14 protein-coding genes are annotated in these 16,984 nt (G+C 69.3%); 10 read left to right on the top strand and 4 right to left on the bottom strand.

Translation table 11 applies throughout. The features are described 5' to 3' along the window. Positions 1 to 12: 12 nt before the first annotated feature. Genes NTY77_17485 through NTY77_17470 form a run of 4 tightly spaced genes read right to left on the bottom strand, consistent with a single transcriptional unit; the run spans position 13 to position 4,645 of the window. Positions 13 to 1,044, bottom strand: a complete 1,032-nt coding sequence (locus NTY77_17485; protein MCX5797287.1) for a Gfo/Idh/MocA family oxidoreductase — start codon at positions 1,042 to 1,044, stop codon at positions 13 to 15. A gap of 10 nt (positions 1,045 to 1,054) precedes the next feature. Continuing rightward, entirely contained in the window at positions 1,055 to 2,410 is a 1,356-nt protein-coding gene (locus NTY77_17480) for an aspartate aminotransferase family protein (GenBank protein MCX5797286.1), read from the bottom strand. A 1-nt stretch (position 2,411) separates the two neighbouring features. Next, entirely contained in the window at positions 2,412 to 3,260 is an 849-nt protein-coding gene (locus NTY77_17475) for a hypothetical protein (protein ID MCX5797285.1), read from the bottom strand. A 2-nt stretch (positions 3,261 to 3,262) separates the two neighbouring features. Continuing rightward, entirely contained in the window at positions 3,263 to 4,645 is a 1,383-nt protein-coding gene (locus tag NTY77_17470; protein MCX5797284.1) for an HAD-IA family hydrolase, read from the bottom strand. 254 nt (positions 4,646 to 4,899) lie between these two features. Between NTY77_17470 and pilM the strand changes: the two genes are divergently transcribed. Genes pilM through NTY77_17420 form a run of 10 tightly spaced genes read left to right on the top strand, consistent with a single transcriptional unit; the run spans position 4,900 to position 16,982 of the window. Next, positions 4,900 to 6,018, top strand: a complete 1,119-nt coding sequence (pilM, locus tag NTY77_17465; protein MCX5797283.1) for a type IV pilus assembly protein PilM — start codon at positions 4,900 to 4,902, stop codon at positions 6,016 to 6,018. A 6-nt stretch (positions 6,019 to 6,024) separates the two neighbouring features. Continuing rightward, positions 6,025 to 6,582 (top strand): PilN domain-containing protein, encoded by a 558-nt coding sequence (locus NTY77_17460; GenBank protein ID MCX5797282.1) that lies wholly within the window; start codon positions 6,025 to 6,027, stop codon positions 6,580 to 6,582. Positions 6,583 to 6,589: 7 nt separating this feature from the next. Beyond that, the gene (gene pilO / locus NTY77_17455; GenBank protein ID MCX5797281.1) at positions 6,590 to 7,135 is read left to right on the top strand and encodes a type 4a pilus biogenesis protein PilO; all 546 of its coding nucleotides are present in this window, start codon (positions 6,590 to 6,592) and stop codon (positions 7,133 to 7,135) included. 7 nt (positions 7,136 to 7,142) lie between these two features. Continuing rightward, a complete protein-coding gene (locus tag NTY77_17450) occupies positions 7,143 to 7,616 on the top strand; it encodes a hypothetical protein (protein ID MCX5797280.1) in 474 nt (157 codons plus the stop codon). A gap of 58 nt (positions 7,617 to 7,674) precedes the next feature. Continuing rightward, a complete protein-coding gene (pilQ, locus tag NTY77_17445; protein ID MCX5797279.1) occupies positions 7,675 to 9,717 on the top strand; it encodes a type IV pilus secretin PilQ in 2,043 nt (680 codons plus the stop codon). A gap of 7 nt (positions 9,718 to 9,724) precedes the next feature. Next, positions 9,725 to 11,179 carry an O-antigen ligase family protein gene (locus NTY77_17440; GenBank protein ID MCX5797278.1) on the top strand — a complete coding sequence of 485 codons (1,455 nt, stop codon included), beginning with the start codon at positions 9,725 to 9,727 and terminating at the stop codon, positions 11,177 to 11,179. Continuing rightward, a complete protein-coding gene (locus tag NTY77_17435) occupies positions 11,166 to 13,118 on the top strand; it encodes a hypothetical protein (GenBank protein ID MCX5797277.1) in 1,953 nt (650 codons plus the stop codon). Before NTY77_17440 ends, NTY77_17435 begins: the two co-directional genes overlap by 14 nt. Before the next feature lie 5 nt (positions 13,119 to 13,123). After that, positions 13,124 to 14,971 (top strand): hypothetical protein, encoded by a 1,848-nt coding sequence (locus NTY77_17430; GenBank protein ID MCX5797276.1) that lies wholly within the window; start codon positions 13,124 to 13,126, stop codon positions 14,969 to 14,971. Next, positions 14,968 to 15,960, top strand: coding sequence for a lysylphosphatidylglycerol synthase transmembrane domain-containing protein (locus tag NTY77_17425; GenBank protein MCX5797275.1), 993 nt, complete (start codon positions 14,968 to 14,970; stop codon positions 15,958 to 15,960). Before NTY77_17430 ends, NTY77_17425 begins: the two co-directional genes overlap by 4 nt. Then, complete coding sequence (locus tag NTY77_17420) at positions 15,957 to 16,982, top strand: methyltransferase domain-containing protein (GenBank protein ID MCX5797274.1); 1,026 nt, start codon at positions 15,957 to 15,959, stop codon at positions 16,980 to 16,982. The genes NTY77_17425 and NTY77_17420 overlap by 4 nt, the downstream gene beginning before the upstream one ends. Positions 16,983 to 16,984: the final 2 nt, after the last annotated feature.

Below are 16,984 nucleotides of genomic sequence, written 5' to 3'. Positions count from 1 at the left end.
GCCGAAGCGCCCTTACGGATGGACCGCCTCCGCGGCGCGTGGCTTGCGCCCGCCGTCGTAGGCCCGGCGGATGAGGTCCAGCACGAAGCCGGCCTCCGCGAGGTTGCGGCCGCGCCGCGCGGGGTCCCGCATCTCGGCGCAGAAGTCGGGCAAGAGGGAGGCGAACCACTCCGGGTGGGCCGAGCCGGCGGAGAGCTTCTCGGGGAAATCGAGGCGCTGCTCTTCCTGCGCTCCCTGGCGGAGCAGCAGATGGTCGTCGCGCATCTCCAGGACGGCCCGCGTGCCATGGAAGACGGCCCAGTTGGAGCGGAAGGTCCCCCGCCAGGTCAGATGCAGCAGGGCCGTGGCCGCGGGGAAGCGGTAGAAGACGGTGGCCTCGCTCTCCGCCGCCGTGGGCGCCGGCCGATGGAAGAATGCCGCTGTCTCCACCGGCCCGGGCGCGTCCAGGCCGGGGAAGAGGACCCGCTTGAGGAGGTAGAGGTTGTGCCAGCCGTGGTCCACCAGGATGCCGCCTCCGGCCAAGTTGGCGTCGGTGCGCCAGTCGCCGGGGCCCGCGGCGACGGAGGGCTTGGTGCGCACGGCGTGGAGCTCGGCGTGGCGGATCTCGCCCAAGGCGCCCTCGGCCGAGAGGGCCGCGGCCTTGGCCCAGATGGGCGCGCAGCCCCAGTTGTGCACGGTGAAGACCGCGCGGTCCCGGCGCCGCGCGGTCTCGGCGACGCGCCGGAATTCGGTGGTGTCGAGGGTCAGGGGCTTCTCGCAGAGCACGTGCAGGCCCCGCTCCAGCGCGCTGAGGACCTGCCGGCCGTGCAGCCAGGGCGGCGTGGCCAAGTCCAGGAAATCCAGGTTGGTCTCGGATTCGAGCAGGGCCTCGAGGCTGGGGTAGGGCCGCGCTCCCGGGAAGGACTCCTCGGCCAGGCGCAGACGCTCCGGGTCGGCGTCCGCGACCGCGGCGATGGCCAGATCCGAACGGCCGCGCAGGGCGGGGGCGTGGGCGTTGTGCGCCACCGCCCCGTAGCCGACCAGCGCCCCCTTGAGTTTTTCCATCTCGTCCTAGCTAGGCCAGCCCGTGGCGCCCGGCCAGTGCGGCCAAAGCGTCGCCGAACACCGCGACGCCGTGCTCCACCTCGTCCTTGGTGATGGTCAGCGGCGGGTTGATGCGCAGCATGGGGTTGTAGGACATGGTCAGCAGTCCCCGGGTCAGGCACTCCTCGAAGAGCTCGCGGCAGAGGGCTCCCTCGAGAGGCTTGCGGGTCTTGGGGTTGACGAGCTCCACGCCGATCATGAGGCCCCGTCCGCGCGCCAGGCCGATGAGGGGGCTCTTGGCCTTGAGCTCCGCGAGCCGGGCGAGCAGGAGCTCTCCCATCTTGCGGGAATTGTCCACCAGCTTCTCTTTGAGGATGATCTGCAGGGCCGCGTCGCAGGCCGCGGAGGCGAAGGGATTGCCGCCGTAGCTCGACGAGGAGCCGCTGGGGTTGCCCCAGGGCTTGGACTGCGAGATCTCGGTGGAGGTGATGACCCCGGAGACCGGGAAGCCGCCCCCCAGCCCTTTGCCCACGGTCATGATGTCCGGGATGACCTGCTCGTTGTCGCAGCCCCACATCGTGCCGGTGCGGCCGAAGCCCGTGATCATCTCATCCGAGATGAGCAGCGCGCCCAGCTCCTTGGTCAGCGCGCGCAGGCCCTTGAGCCAGCCCCGGGCGGGGATGACGTTGCCGGCCGTGCCCTGGATGGGCTCCACGATGACCGCGGCCAAGGCCCCGGCCGTGGAGCGCTTGATCGTCTCGCGCATGAAGTCCAGGCAGTGGGCGGCGCAGTCGTGCTCGCCCTTGGTCCCGAACGGGCAGTGGTCCTGGTTGGGGTAGGGGGTGAGGTAGAGGCCCGGCATCAGGGGGCCGAGCTCGTGCTTGAAGCTGTCGCCCAGCACCGGCAGGATGCCGCCGGTCTTGCCGTGGAAGCCGCCCCAGAAGCCCATGAGCTCGTATTTCTTGGTGCGGCTCTTGGCCAGGCGCACCGCGGCCTCGACGGCTTCGGCGCCCGAGGAGTAGAGCTGGATGCGGTCGAGACCCTTGGGGGTCACCGTGGCCAGGGTCTTGACGAAGTTGGCCCGGTGCGGCGTGGTGAAGCTGCCCACCGATATCTTCTGGAGCTGCTCGGAGACGATGCGCACGTACTCCGGGTGGGAGTAGCCCAAGGAGGCCACGCCGATGCCGGCCACGAAATCCAGGTATTCCTTGCCGTCGAGGTCGCGCAGGTGCCGGCCATGGCCGCTCTCCAGGGCGATCTGGGAGTAGAGCGCGATGGTCTGCAGGCCGGGCGCGATGTGCTTGGATTCCTCGTCGCAGAGGGCTTTGGATTTGGGGCCCGGGACGTAGCGGAAGGTCTTGGCTGGAGCGTTGGTCGGGGCGGGCATGTCAGGGTCTCCTCACGGCTTGCAGGGTTTTGAGCCTGGAGCGCAGCTGCCAGGCGATCTGGATGGAGGCTTCGGCGCGCACGCGCGCGAAGCTCGGCCAGGAATTGATGTCGATGAGATAGATGCGGCCCTCGGGGGTGATGATGGCGTCGCCGCCGAAGACCTCGAGCTTGAGGGCGGAGGCTCCGGCCGCTGCCATGGCCGCCAGGATGTCGATGTCGAAGGGGAGCTTGCGCGCCGTGGCCGGGTCGTGGTAGAAGTAGGTGAACCAGCGCCCCGGGCCCACGCCGTAGAACTTGACTAGGTCGCCGTCGACGTGCTGCTGCAGGACCAAGGACGAGATCTCGCGGGAGGCGAAATCCTGGCGGATGGCCTCCACCTCGGACCAGTCCCCCGCGTAGACCACGTCGTGGGTGCAGGTGTTGTGCACGTCGCCGCGCTTGACCCAGAGTCCGCCGTGGTCCGCGAAGGCCGGGGGCTGCAGCGCGTGCGAGCCCTGGATGCTGCGGGTCTCGGTGGGGGGGCAGAGGATGCTGGGGTCCTTGGCGAAGGCCTCGTACATGCTCAGGCGGTAGCAGGCCAGCACCGACTCCGGCGGGTTGACCATGAGCACGGGCCGCGCTCGCTGCTGGGCGATGAGGCGGCGCAGGCGGGGATAGGACTCGCACATGGGCACGATCATGTCCCAGGAGCCCAGGTCCGCGGTGTCCGCCTCTTCCGGGGTCATGACCATGGTGTGAGCCCTATAGATGGAAAGCTGCTCCATGACCGCCTTGAGGATGAGGGCGTCGTCGGTCTCCCGGTTCGGGGAGTTCGTCAATTCTCTGCAGATGCCCAGGCAGGAAACCATGGTCAGCTCTCGAACGCCGTGACGAAATTCTCGGCCTGGCGGACGTCCTCGGGCCGGTCCACGTCGATGGTTTTGGACAGGACGACTCCCGCCACCGCGCTTTGGGCGACCAAGTCTTGCAGATACTCGCGCAGCCTGCCGTAGGCCTGCGCCTGCGGCAGCGCCCGCGCCACGGCCGCGGTCAGATAGTAGAGGCCGCAGGTGGCGTACCGGTGAGTGCGGGCGTCCGCTCCCAAGGCCGTGACCCGGCCGTCCGGGCCCAAGTCGGCCCAGAGCGGCTTCTCGTCGTCGATGAATTCGGTGAGGGCGAGGGCCGCCGGGGCGCCCGAGACCCTGGCCGCCTCGGCGAAGCGACGGGCCCCGGCCGGGGGCATGAGCGCGTCGACCGTGCTGATGAGGAATGAGCCCTCGGTCTCGGCCAAAGATTGCGCCACCAGGCGGAAGCTCTCCCAAGAGGAGGCAGTGTCGCGCGAGAGGAAGGTCCAGCGCAAGGACGGGAAGGACGCCAAAAGGCTCTCCTGGGCGCGGTGGCCTCGAGAATTGAACAAGACCGTGAAATCCTGAACGCCAGCCTCGCTCAGAGATCCGACGACCCAGTGGCAAAGAGGCCGGCCGCGTATCGGCACCAGGGGCTTGATGGTCTCGGGGTGGCTGGACTTGAGCCGCTCTCCGTCGCCGGCCGCTATGATTCCCGCGCGCAGAGGGACGGGTCCGGCCGCTTTCGGCAGCACGCTTTCCAGGTCCGCGACGGAGGCCACTCGCAGCGCCTTGGGGCAGCAGACCGGCCGGGAGAGATCTCCCACCAGGATATGGCGCATGCCCAGACCCTCGGCGCCCTTCATGTCCCGGGGCACTGAATCGCCCACCATGAGGGCTTGCTCCGGCGTGAGGCCCAGGTCGGCCAGGGCTCTCCGGAAAATGGCCGGATCCGGCTTGGCGACGCCTAGGACCCCGGAATCCACGACCGAGGAGAAGAGCCCGCGCAGGCCTTCGCTGGCCAGGATGTCTTCGAGGTTCCCGTAGAAGTTGGAGACGACGCCCAGACGGTAGCGGGCGGCGAGCCGCTCCAGGACCGGCCGGTTGCGCTGGAACGCGGCGCGCGACTCGGCGATGAAGCGGGCCACGACCTCAGGCGCCTGCGTCGCGCGGTCCGGGGCCAAGGCTGCGAGGACGCCGTTGACTTGGAGGGTCAGCGTCTGCTCCAGGGACAGGCCCTTCAGCGCGAAGCGGGCGGGGAGGCTGTCGTCGCTGTCGTAGAACGCGCGGTCGAACCGGGGGCGGGGAAAATCGAAACCCAGGTCCTGGGTGATGCGGAAGAACCGGTCGATCCAGGTGGTCCCGTCGGAATCGAGGGTCCCGCCGTAGTCAAAAAGGATGCCGTCCACAGATGAGTATTCTACTATATTTGCGCCTGGGCATGGGTCGCCGCCTGCCTGGCATGGCGCGACCGAACATTGCTATCCTTTAACAAAGGCCTTGACAAATCAGTGGATACCTGTTATAAATCTCCTTTGCCGGCCCGGATTGCATGAAGGACCGGTCCGTTCGTGCCCGCGCCGAGTCCGTCCAGAGGCTGTGTTCCTTTAAATAGGAAGAGCCTGGGCGTCGGCGTTTTTTTATGGCTGCCAAACTAGACGAAGTGCTGAAGAAACTAAAAGGGCTCAGCGCGGCCCTGACCGGCTCCCGTTATGTCCTGGCGGTCGACGTGGGCAGCTATGCCATCAAGATCGCGCTCATCATGGAGGAAGACGGCGGGCTGGCGCTCAAGGCTTGGAGTCATCTGCCCCTGACCATCAAGCCCGAGGCGAGCCCGGAGGAGAAGAAGGTCCAGACCATCAACGCCCTGCGGGCCTTCCTGGTCGAGAAGGGCCTCAAGGTCAAGGAGGCCGTGACCGCGCTCTCCGGCAATTCCGTCATCGTGCGCTATGTGAAGTTCCCGCGCCTGACCAAGAGCGAGCTTTCCGCCACGCTGGCCAGCGAGGCCGAGCCCTTCATCCCGTTCGACATCAACGAGGTGCAGCTGGGCTTCCACATCCTCGACGACATCGTGGAGGACGGGCTCAAGAAGATGGAGACGGTCCTGGTGGCGGCCAAGAAGGACCTCGTGGCCGCGCGGCTGGAGATCCTGCAGGGCGCGGGGCTCGTGCCCACCATCATCGACGTGGACTCCTTCGCGCTGGAGAACATCCACGAGCGGCTGCGCGATCCCAAGGCCGCGGGCGGGGCCACCCTCTACCTCAACATCGGACACAGCGTGACCAACCTCTCCATCATCGAGGGCGGCGTCACCCGCGTGGTCCGCGACATCTTCATCTCCGGGAGCACCCTGACCAAGGCCATAATGAAGGGGGTGCAGGTCGACGCGGCCAAGGCCGAGGAGCTCAAGAAGAACCTGGGCATCATCGTGGACGCCGCCGAGAAAGAGAAGGCCCTGGCCGAGGGCAACCGGGAGGCGCTGGGCGTGTCCCAGGCGGTGACGACGGTCGCCAAGGACTTGGTGGCCGAGGTCCACCGCTCGGTGGACTTCTACCTGTCCCAGGGGCCGGAGCGGGCCATCGCGCGCATCGTCCTGGCGGGCGGGAGCGCTCCGCTCAAGAACCTCACCAAGCACCTGAGCGCCGAGCTCAAGGTCCCGGTCTCGGTGCTGGAGCCGTTCGCTTGCCTGAAGCGCCCTCCCGCGGACGTGCCGGCGTCTTTGGCTCCCGCCTTCGCGGTGGCGGTCGGCTTGGCGCTGCGGCGCAACAGGGATTGGCTCTGAGCCGCCATGATTAAGATCAACCTCGTCCCCAAAGAAATCCTGGCCAAGGCCCAGCAGCGGCAGAAGGCCCTGCAGTTCGGGCTGGCCGGCGCCGCGGCGGCCTTCCTGATCGTGCTGGCCTCTTTATTGTTCGTGGTCCGGCTCCATCGCCTGCAGGGCGAACTCGCGATCGACAAGGCCGAACTCCAGCGGCTGGACGCCGTCGTGGCCAAGGTCAAGGAGATGGAAGCCCAGGCCAAGGCGCTGCGGGACCGGCTTGGGGTCATCGACGGCCTGGACCGCGGCCGGCGCACCTATCCTTACTTCATGAGCGATTTCGTGAGGAGCATCCCGTCCGGCGTGCGGGTCAAGACTTTGGACGTGAGCGGCGGCGGCGGCGGCCAATTGAAGCTCAATATCACGGCGGAGGCCCGCACCAACGAAGACATCCGCACCTGGATCCACAAGATGGAGGATTCGGGAAGGTTCACCAGCATCGAGCTCGGCGCGATGACCACGCAGGAGTCCGCGGCCGGCGCGCTGCGCAGCTTCACTCTGACCGCGGCCCATACGCCCCAACTGTGAGCGCAGAATGGCCATCAAACTGACGAAGCAGCAGCAGCAGACCCTGGCCGCGGGCGCCATCGGGCTGGTCGCTTTCGCGTACTGCTACGTGCAGTTCTTCTGGCTCCCGGTCTCGAAGAAGACGAAGGATCTCCAGACCCAGATCGAGGGCCTGGAACGCGACATCCAGGCCGCCAAGCGCCAGGCCGCAAGGCTCGACGAGTTGGACCGGCAGTTGGTGAGCCTCAACGAGCGCAAGATCGAGGCCGAGAAGCGCCTGCCCAAGACCAAGTCGGTGACGGATATCCTGGTGACGCTGGACTCCGTGGGAGCCCAATACAAGGTCTTCCTGCTGAGTTTCGCGCCGGGCCCCAGCAAGCCCCAGCAGTACTTCACCGAGTTCCGGTTCCCGGTCTCGGTGCGCGGCACGTTCCACAACATCGGCAGATTCCTGGCAGCCCTGGCGCTGGAGCAGCGCCTTTACAACGTCTACGACGTCAAGTTCCCGGAGCCCACGGAAGGGACGGGCGAGATGCGGGTGAGCTTCACGCTGGTCTCCTACCAGTACAATTAGAGGGATGATGAAAGCTTGGATCCTGACGGCGGCGGCGCTGGTCCTCGGAGTCGGCCTTCCGGAGGCCCGGGCCGCCAGCGGGCCTGCGGGCGGGGCGCCCGCGGCTGCCGCCCCGGTCGAGGTCAAGGCGTCCACCGCGGCCACCGTCGGCAGCATCTACACGGGGGAGCGCCTGCGCGACCCTTTCGCGCGCTGGGGCGCCAGCCGCGGCTCCGCGCGGGCCTTCTCGCTGCAGGATTTCAGCATCCACAAGCTTTACTTGCGGGGCATCATGCGCGACGCGGGGACCGATTTCGCGCTGTTCGTGGACAACGAAGCGGGCGGGGGCTTCCTCCTGCGCCAGGGCCGGCTCTACGATCCCAAACAGAAGGCCGTACCGGGCGTGACCGGGACCATAGACCTCAAGAAGAAGATGGCGACCCTGACCGCCCCGGAAGGCGACGTGCAGGTTTTCCGGCTGGGCGAGGAAGAGAAGGATTGACGGCGAGCGGGAGAATGCAATGACTACGAAGCGGCCCTCCATTATGAGGCGGTCCTGCGTGCAGACAGTCGCGAGGCGCTCTTTGGCCGCGGCCTTGGCCCTCGCCCTGGCGTGCCCCGAGGGACTGCTGGTCCGGAGCTTCGCGGCGGAAGCGTCGGCCACCGTAGAGGGCCTCAGCGTCGGCTACGACACGGTGACCATCAAGCTCAGCGCCCCGGCGCAGTACAACGGCATCCTCATCGCCAAGCCCCCGCGCCTGGTCGTGGAGCTCCTCGATGCCGAGGACCAGGTGGGCGCCACGGAGATCGCCGGCAAGGGGCGGTTCCTCAAGCGCGTGCGCGTGGGCCAGTACCAACGCTCCCCGAAGATGATCGCGCGCGTCGTCATGGACCTCAACGAGATGGCCGGCTACCGCCTCACCCAGTCGGATCACGCTCTGGTCGTCACTTTGGTGGCGGAATCCGCCGCGGCGCAGCCGCCGGCGCCGGCGACTCCGGCCGCCCAAGCCGAGGTCTCGCCCAAGGCGGCCGCCGCGGCGGCGCCCCAGGCAGCGGCCCCGCGCAAGCCTCAGCACCCGAAGGCGCCGGCGGCGGTGGCTGCGGCGGCTCCGGTCGCCGTGGAGGCCGCGGCGGTCGTCCCCGCGGCCGCGGCCAAGCCGAAGGTCCTGGTGAAGGACCGGGCTGAGAAGGACTCGGAGGGGGAGTCTGAAGCGAAAGCCGCCCCCGAAGAGGAGGAGTCCGTGGCCCACGCCTCGGGGTTGGCCAAGCGCGTGAGGCGTTCCGACATCATGAGCCGCCTGCCCCGGGATCTGGTGACCTTGGACTTCGACGCCACGGATATCCGGGACGTCTTCAAGCTCCTCGCGGCCAAAGCCCGGGTCAATATCATCTTCGGCAGCGACGTGGCGGCCGTACTGCCCCTGACCCTGCACCTCAGCGACGTGCCCTTCAACGAGGCGGTGCAGACCATCCTGTCCATGAGCGGCCTGGTCACCATGCAGGTGGGCGACAGCATCGTGCGCGTGCTGACCCCGGCGCAGATGGCCAAGGAGCGCAGCACGGCCACCACCCTCACCAAGATCATCCCGCTCAACTACACCAAGGCCTCCGAGATCCTGCCGGCGCTCACCGCCGTGCGCTCGGCCGAAGGCCGCCAGGGCTCGGCCACGGCCGACCTCAAGACCAACTCCCTGATCCTGACCGAGTCCCCGGACGGGATGGCCACCGAGGAGCGGCTCATCGCCCAGCTCGATGTGCGGCCCAAGCAGGTCCTCATCGAGGCCAAGCTCATCGAAGTCACTTTGAGCAACAGCCTGGACTACGGCATCCAATGGAACTATTTCTCCGCCGACCAGGGCAAGGCGTTCGGCAAGAACGGGGTCTCCACCATCGGAGCTCCCCTCGGCGTCGCGACCGGGAAGTCCACTCCGTTCGACCTCAACAGCGTCGCCGGAATGGACTCCACCAAGATCGCCGGCGCCAACAGCCCGTTGGGAGTCGGCGGCGGTACGGGGGTCAACCTCCCCGCGTCCAACGTGCTGGGCGCCTTGACTTTGGGGCGCATCACCAACAACCAGATCCTCAACATGACCTTGACCGCGGCCGCCAGCCAGGGCAAGATCAAGGTCCTCTCCGACCCGAAGATCGCGACCCTCAACAACCAGCCCGCCAACATCAATGTCACGACCCAGTATCCCTACGTGACCTCCAGCATCGCCTCGACCGCGGGCGGCGCCGTCACCTCGCAGGTCACCTACGTCTCCGTGGGCATCCAGCTCACGGTGACGCCGACCATCAACGCCGACGGCCGCATCACGCTCCTGGTCAACCCGACGGTCAGCCAGCCCTCGGCCACGGCCCCGACCGCCACGGGTGGGGCGCCCGGCATCGACTCGCGCCAGGCCCAGACCACGGTGCTCATCCGCGACGGCGAGACCATCGTCATCGGCGGCCTCATCAGCGACCGCCTCGAGGACCGGATCAGCAAGATCCCGCTCCTCGGGGACATCCCCATCCTGGGCTGGCTGTTCCGCAGCAAGCACAAGGCGCGCACGCGCACGGAGCTGCTGATCTTCGTGACGCCGAAGATCCTGGCGGACTGACCGCGGCGTGCTGGCCCTCTTCCCGGGACTGCTGGCCGTCCTGGGACCGCTGCTGAGCGGCGCCTGGGACCTCTGGGCGCAGTCCTTGCTCCTGCTGGCCGTCCTCGCCGTCGCGGTCTTGTGGGTCTGCGGCCGGCTGCTCCGCGGCCGCCTGCCTCTGCCCCCCCGGCCTCTGCTGGCTTGGACCTTGGGCCTGGCGGTCTGGGGCGGTCTTTGCGCATACGCCGGGCCTCTGCCGGCCTACGCGGTCCCCGCCTGGCACGTGTGGCTGGCGGCCTTGGGCGTGCTGCTGGCCTACTCGGTCATGCCTGGAGACCAGCGCCGGCTCGTGGACCTTGGGATGCGGGCGGTCGCTTGGGCCCTGGTCCTGCTCGCCCTCTACCAGCGTTTCGGCCTGCACCTGGACCGTCCCCCGGCCAGCCTGCTCAATGTGAACGTCTTCGCCGGCGCCATACTGCTCTTCCTGCCCTTGGCCGTGACGCAGAAGGATTGGATCCTGACGGCTCTGCTCCTGCTGTGCCTGACCTGGGCGCACAGCGTCGGCGCGTGGCTGGGGCTGGCCGCGGCGCTGCTGCTGGTGCGCCGGCCCGGGAGGGTCTGGACCGTAGCGGCCGCGGTCCTGTTCTGCCTGGCCCTGGCCGCAGCCAAGCTCGGGACCGCGGGCGTGCGCGACCGCTGGGTCTGGTGGACGGCCGCGGCGCGCATGGGCTTGGCCAGGCCCTGGCTGGGTTCCGGCCCCGGCACCTTCGCCTATGTCCTGCCGGCCTACGTCGACCCCAGCCGGCCGCTGGCCAGCCTCTACGCGCACCAGCATTTCCTGGAGACCGCCGCCGAGGAGGGATTCCCCTTCCTGGCGGCCTGGCTGGCCGGGCTCTGGCTGATCCTGCGGCGCGGCCCCCCGGCCAAGCGCGTCGCCGCCCTGGCCTTGCTGGTCCAGTCCTTGTGGGACTATGCCCTCTCCATCCCGGCGGTGCTCTGGCTGTTCTGCTGCTGCGTCGGCTCATGTCTGCCCGAGAGCGGGGCAGGGCTCGCGGTCCCGGCTCGTTGGCGGCTGCCGGCTTGCGCGCTGGCCTTGGCCGCGGGCCTCTGCGCCGGGCAGTCGGTCTGGCAGAGGTGGCAGGCCGACATCGGCCGGGCCCGGGCCCAGGCCTTGGTGAACTCCGGCGGCTCCAAGACCGAGGCGCTGGCGCTCCTGGAGGCTTCCGCCCGTCGTTGCGACCACCCGGAGACCGCGCGGCTCTCCGGGTTCATCGAGGCGTCGCTCTCGGGCGCCGATGGGTCGCGCCTCCAGGCCGCGGCCGCCGACTTCGAGCGCGCCGCGGCGCAGAATCCCTTCCGGGCCTCCACCTGGTCTTGGCTGGAGACGACCTACCGCCGATTGGGCCGCGAGGACCGGGCCCGCTCCGCCCATGCGCGCGGCGCGGCCTCGTGCCCGAGCCTGAGGGGAAATGGACCGGGCTAGGCCCAGGTTGGAGGCGTGGGCCGCCGCCCTGCTGGCTCTGCTGGTCCTGGGGCTTTTCGCGCCGGCTTGGTCGCGGGGGCTCATGCCGTTCTGGGGCGACCTGACCTATCTGCACCTGCCCTGGCAGCAATCCTCGACGCAGCTCCTGCAGGCGGGACAGCTGCCGGCGTGGGACCCCTTCCTGTACTTCGGCATGCCCATGGCGGCCAACATGCAGAGGGCCGTCTTCTATCCCGGCACGGTCCCATTCCGGATCTTCGGCTTCGCCACCGCCACGGCCTGCTTCCATGGCCTCCACTACTGGCTGGCCGGCTGGCTGATGTGGCTCTGGCTGCGCTCCCTGCGCCTGCGCTCATCGGCCGCCCTGGCCGGCGCCGCGGTCCTCGTGCTGGGCGGCGGGCTTCTGAGCCGCATGCCCTTCCTCAATCATCTGGCCGTTCTGAGCCTGCTGCCGGCGCTGCTGCTCTTCTTCCGCAGGCCGGCCCTGCTGGCTTTGACCTTGGCCGCCGCTTTCCTGGCCGGCTATCCACCCTTCTTGGTCGGCGGCTCGCTGCTGGCCTGGGCGGTGAGCGCGGTCCTGGCCAAGCCGGCATGGTCCTGGGGCCGAGGCTGGCTGGCGGCCGGGGCCTTGGCCGCGGGCCTGGCCGCCTGCCAGCTCCTGCCCGGAGCGGAACTCCTCGGACTCTCCCGGCGCAGCGGCGGCATGGGGATCGAGGAGACTCTCCTTTTCGGCTACTCCGGGCGCGACCTGACCCTTTGGGTCAGCCCCCTGCTCAGCCCCGGCTTCAATCCGGCGGTCAATTGGACCAGATCCAGCTACGCGGGCTTCACCGGCGTCCTCCTGGCGGCCTGGGGCCTCTGGAGCCTGGGCCGCAGGCGGGCCGCGGGCTTGGCGGCGCTGCTCGGCACGGTGTTGTTCCTGATCCTGGGCGATGCGACGGCGGTCTCCCGCGCGGCCTGGCAGCATCTCGCTCCTCTGCGCTTCGTCCGCTACCCCGGCAACCTGGCCTATCTGGGTTGGCCCATCGTGGCTCTGCTCGCGGCGGCGGGCGCGCAGAGGCTGCGGCCTTCCTGGCGGGCGCCGCTGGTCCTGCTCTTGGCCGGCGAGCTCCTCTGCTACGGCGTGGGCCAAGCCCCCCTGGCTCCGCGCGGGCTCTTCACCGACGCCGGGCCCTTGCCGCCTTGGCTGCAGGAACACAGCGGCGGCCGGCGCTATCTCCTCTCGCCCCAGGCGCTGGAAAGCCACAGCGGCTTCGGCGTCAGGGATTGGAAATGGCGCCTCTACGGCCTCACCAACGATCCGTACCGGCTGCGCGCGGCGGGCAACTTCGGGGAGCCGCTGGTGCCCAGGACCACATACGACCTCATGGACCTGCTTTACCGCCAGCCCTCGGCCGCGGCCGCCGCGCGTCTGCTGCCCGGAGCCGGGATCGGCATCTTGCTCACGCGCGACCCGGTGCCCGCGACTCCCCTGCTGCAGCCGGCCGGAGAGGTCCTCTGGCACGCCTATCGCGCGGCCGGCAAGACCGGTCTGGCCTGGGCCCTCGATGAGCGCGCCGGCGAGGCTTTGTCCGCGGAGCTTCCCGGCGCGCCGCTGCCGGCCGCGGCCGAACCCCTGCCCGAGTCGTGGCCGCGGGACGACCGATTCGAGGTAGCCGGGACCCAGGCCGGCTGGGCCTTCGTGGCCGAGCCCCGCTATCCCGGCTGGAAAACGATGCTGGAGGCTGGCGGGGCCGCGCGCCTCGTGGAGGTCCTGCCCGCCTGGGGCGCGTTCCAGAAGGTCCGAGTGCCGCAAGGGCCTTGGCGCCTGCGGTTCTTCTACGATCCGGCCTCCTGGCGCGCGGGCCTGCTCCTGACCGCGGTATTCCTGTCGGCGTTCGGGCTATATTGGTATAATCTCGCCCTTCGGCGAGCGCGGGCAGGCTTCGCCTCCCGCTGACCGCTATGAGGGCCAAAGACTCCGGCGCATTCGCGCTTTTTTCCGGCCTGGTCCTGGCGCTGCTCGCTCCGGCGGTCTTCTCGCCGACGGCGGCCCTGGCCGGGTTCGGCGACCTTTACGCCTATCATCATCCCCTGCGCGCCTTGGTCAGCGGCGCCCTGCAAGAGGGCCGTCTGCCGTTCTGGAACCCCTACATCTTCTGCGGCGGCCCGCTCTCGGCGAATTCCCAGGCCGGCCTTTTCTATCCGCTCAGCGTGCTCTCCCGGATACTGCCTCTGGCCTTGGCTTTGTCCTGGGATTTCGCCCTGCACATCCTCTGGGGCGGCCTGGGCCTGCTGCTGCTGGCGCGGCGCGAAGGCCTAAGCTCCGCAGCGGCGCTCTTCTTGGCCGGCCTCTACTGCTTCTCGCCCTTCGTCCTCTACCGCGTGACCGAAGGCATACCGACCTTGCTCGCCGCCTTGGCCTGGGTGCCTTGGTGCTGGCTGGCATTCCTGTCCTGCCGGCCGGGCTTGCTGGCCGCGGCCTGGGCCCTGCAGTTCCTTTCCGGGCATCCGCAGTTCCTGCTCGCCAACGCCGCAGGCATGGCGGCCTGGGCGTTGTGCCGCAAGGAGCGCGGCCGGCTCATGGGCCGGCTCGCCTGCGCGGGCTTGGGCGCGGCGGTCCTGGCGATCATGCAATGGCCGGACACCTGGCGGTTCGTGAGCCTCTCCGTGCGCCGGAACTGGCCGCAATCCTTCCTCGCCGCCTATTCGGTCTCGCCGCGGGACCTGCTCACCTGGCTCTGGCCCAACGCCCTGGGCAATCCCCTGGACGGGACCTGGGGAGACGTTCCGTCGGTGTTCTTCGAGTCCTCCGGGGTCTTCATCGGCTGGGCCGGGCTTTTGGCCGCCGCGGCCGGGCTGTGGCGCGCGCGCGCCTGGCGCGCCGCGGTGCTGATCGGGCTGGGTGTGTTCCTGGCCCTGGGCTGGAACAATCCGCTCTACCGGCTCGCGAGCGCGGGGCCCGCCGGCCTGCTGAGGACGCCGTCGCGATACCTCCTCTTGTCCCTGTGGGGGCTGGTCATGGCCGCCGGCGCCGGAGCGCGCCGCTGGGAAAGCTCGCTCAAGCCGGAGCTCAAGGCCTTCATTCTGGCCGCGGCCTTCGTGCAGCTGCTCTCGTGGGCAAGCCCCTTCGTCAAGTCGGAGAGCTCCGCCCGCTATCTCTCCGTCAACTCCGCTTTGGCCCGGGCCGCGGGCGGACGGCCTTTGCGCATCCTCAGCGACCCGGCCTTGGCCAGCGCGGACAAGACCATGCTCTACCGGGCCATGAACGTCAACGGCTACGACGCGTTCTACCTGGGGGGCTTCCCCGCCTTCGCCGCGGCCAGCGAGGGCAGGCCCGCCGCGGACGCCAGCCGCTCCTATCTGTCCCGCGCCGACACGCCGCTGATGCGTCTGGCCGGGGTCGCCTATCGGCTGACGGCCGAGGGCGAGCTTGTGCCCAATGCCGGCGCTCTGCCGCTGGCTTTCTTCACCTCCGCGGGGGGGCCGGAGGCGGCGTCATTGGACATCGGGTCTCCGAGGCCGGAGCGCTGGCGGATCGCGGGCCGGGCGCCGCCCGGTGCGCAGCGTCTGGTGGCGACGGTCCCGGCCTATCCGGGCTGGCGCGCCTGGCTGGACGGGGCTCCCGCGGTCTTGGAGCCATGGGGTTTCTTCCAGGCCGTGCGCATGCCGCCGGGTGCGGCGGGCCGGGACGTGGACCTGCGCCTGGATTTTCGGCCGGTCCATTGGACCATTTTCGTCCTGATCGGGCTCCTGGCTTGGTCCGCCTGGTTGGCTTCCTGCGGAGCCCTGCTGCGGGCGGGGGCGCTGTGAGCCGCCGCAAGATCCTGTCCGTGGCGGTGGCCTTGGGATTTACGGGGCTCTTCCTGGCTTTGGCCCTGCGCAACGTGCAGTACGCGGACCTGGGCCGGGCTCTGGCCGGCGCGCGCTGGCGCTGGCTGCCCGGGATCATCTTCATCATCATGTTCGCGGACATCGGGCTGCGCGCTCTGCGCTGGCGCATCCTGCTCTCGGGGGCCGTGAAGGCGCCGTTGGGCGAGCTGTTCCGGCTTTCCACCATCGGCTTGGCGGTCAACAATCTGCTCTTCGCCCGTCTGGGCGAGCTGCTGCGCGCGGTGCTGGCGGCCGAGAGGCTGCGTGTGCCTCTGGCCACCGTCCTGGCGAGCGTGGTGGTCGAGCGCGTCTTGGACGTGGCGGCGCTGCTGACCCTTTTCGTCACCGCCGCGGCCTTGCAGCCCGGCATCGTCGATGCCCACCTGCGTCAAGTCGCCGCGGCGCTGCTGGCGGCGGTGGTCGGCGGCCTGCTCTTCCTCACCTTGGCGGAGCGCAGCCTGGAGCCGGGGGGGTTCGTGGAGCGCCGCCTGCGCTCGTGGCGCAAGGTCCACGAGATCATGACGCACCTGGCCTTGGGCGCGGCGGTGCTGCGCCAGCCGCGGGCTCTCATCCCCGTGGCGGCCCTGAGCTTGGCGCTTTGGTCGGTCGATGCGCTGGTGTTCCGGCTGGGGGCCTTCGCTCTGGGGCTGCAGGGCTGGATCGATTATCCGCGGGCCATCCTCGTGCTCTCCTGGGCCGGAGCGGGCGCGGCTTTGCCCGCGGCGCCGGGCGGGATCGGGACCTTCGAGTCTTTGGTGAAATCGATCGTGGTCAAGCTGGGCGCCGCGCCCCCCGAGGCTTTGGCTTACGCGGTGTTCCTGCACATGTGCACGTTCGTCCTGGTGACGGGCATGGGGCTGGTCTTCCTCTACCGCGTGGGGCTCACTTTGGGCGGGATCAAGGACTTCCTGCGGAGGATGAAGGCATGAAGATGGGTCTGCTGGGTTGGCTGGCGTCGCCCTGCTGCGGCGCGCCAATGCGCTTCGCGAGCTTGAGCGTGATGCCGGAGCCGAAGGCGGACATCGAGGCGGGCAGCCTGGCCTGCGGCTCCTGCCGCCGCGAGTATCCGATCGCCGAGTCCGTGCCGCGGCTCCTGCTCGAGGAGCAGATCGATGCGCGCGTGGCCGCGACGAGCCGGAGCTTCACTTGGGAGTGGTCGCGCTATCCGGGCTCCTTGGCCGAGGACCAGGCGGTGTTCCTGGAGGAGTGCCAGCTGGAGGCCGCAGAGCTGCAGGGCAAGACCGTGCTCGACGCGGGCTGCGGCATGGGACGCTACACCTTGGTGGCGCTGTCTCTGGGCGCGGAGGTGGCGGGGGTGGACCTGTCCGGGAGCCTGGCCAGGCTGGCGCCCTTCGCTCGCGAGGAGGAGCGCCTGCACGTGGTGCAGGGCGACCTGCTCAAGCCGCCGTTCCGGGCCGGGTTCTTCGATCTCGTCTACAGCCACGGGGTCCTGCATCACACCAAGGATGCGCATGAGGCGTTCCTGGCCGTGGCCAGGCTGGTCAAGCCGGGGGGGCTTCTGAGCGTGTGGCTCTACGGCAAGGCCGGGAGCTTCGAGGATTTCGCGACGAATCCTCTGCGGCCGGAGCGGGCCTGGGTGGAGGAGCACCGGCGTCTGGCCTGGTTCGTGGTGGGGGCGAGGCATCTGCTCAGCGACTGCCTGCGCGTGTTCACGACGCGCCTGCCGCTGGCTTTGGTCTACCTGCTGTGCTCCCCGCTGGCCGCGCTGGGAGCCCTGCCCCTGGTGAAGTACCTGACCTTCTCCGTGCACCCGAGCTACCGGGTCCGGCTCATCGAGAACTTCGATTGGCTCTCTCCGCCGTTCCAGTCCCACCACACCAAGGAGGAGCTGGCCGCCTGGTGCGAAGAGGCGGGCTTCGACGTGCTCAAGGTCCTGCCCCACGGATTGGTCCCCAAGCCCGGGGTGCTGGCGCGCAGGCGCCGCGGGTAGGC

The sequence above is a fragment of the Elusimicrobiota bacterium genome (assembly GCA_026388095.1).
GTDB lineage: Bacteria > Elusimicrobiota > Elusimicrobia > UBA1565 > UBA9628 > UBA9628.
Note: the sequence above shows the minus strand (reverse complement) of the source record. Positions and strands in the feature narration are given on the sequence as shown.

Bases quoted from the DNA above. Each gene is read 5' to 3' on its own strand.
- NTY77_17485 (MCX5797287.1), bottom strand. From the start codon at position 1,044: ATGGAAAAACTCAAGGGGGCGCTGGTCGGCTACGGGGCGGTGGCGCAC.
- NTY77_17480 (MCX5797286.1), bottom strand. From the start codon at position 2,410: ATGCCCGCCCCGACCAACGCTCCAGCCAAGACCTTCCGCTACGTCCCG.
- NTY77_17475 (MCX5797285.1), bottom strand. From the start codon at position 3,260: ATGGTTTCCTGCCTGGGCATCTGCAGAGAATTGACGAACTCCCCGAAC.
- NTY77_17460 (MCX5797282.1), top strand. From the start codon at position 6,025: ATGATTAAGATCAACCTCGTCCCCAAAGAAATCCTGGCCAAGGCCCAG.
- pilO (MCX5797281.1), top strand. From the start codon at position 6,590: ATGGCCATCAAACTGACGAAGCAGCAGCAGCAGACCCTGGCCGCGGGC.
- NTY77_17450 (MCX5797280.1), top strand. From the start codon at position 7,143: ATGAAAGCTTGGATCCTGACGGCGGCGGCGCTGGTCCTCGGAGTCGGC.
- NTY77_17435 (MCX5797277.1), top strand. From the start codon at position 11,166: ATGGACCGGGCTAGGCCCAGGTTGGAGGCGTGGGCCGCCGCCCTGCTG.
- NTY77_17430 (MCX5797276.1), top strand. From the start codon at position 13,124: ATGAGGGCCAAAGACTCCGGCGCATTCGCGCTTTTTTCCGGCCTGGTC.
- NTY77_17420 (MCX5797274.1), top strand. From the start codon at position 15,957: ATGAAGATGGGTCTGCTGGGTTGGCTGGCGTCGCCCTGCTGCGGCGCG.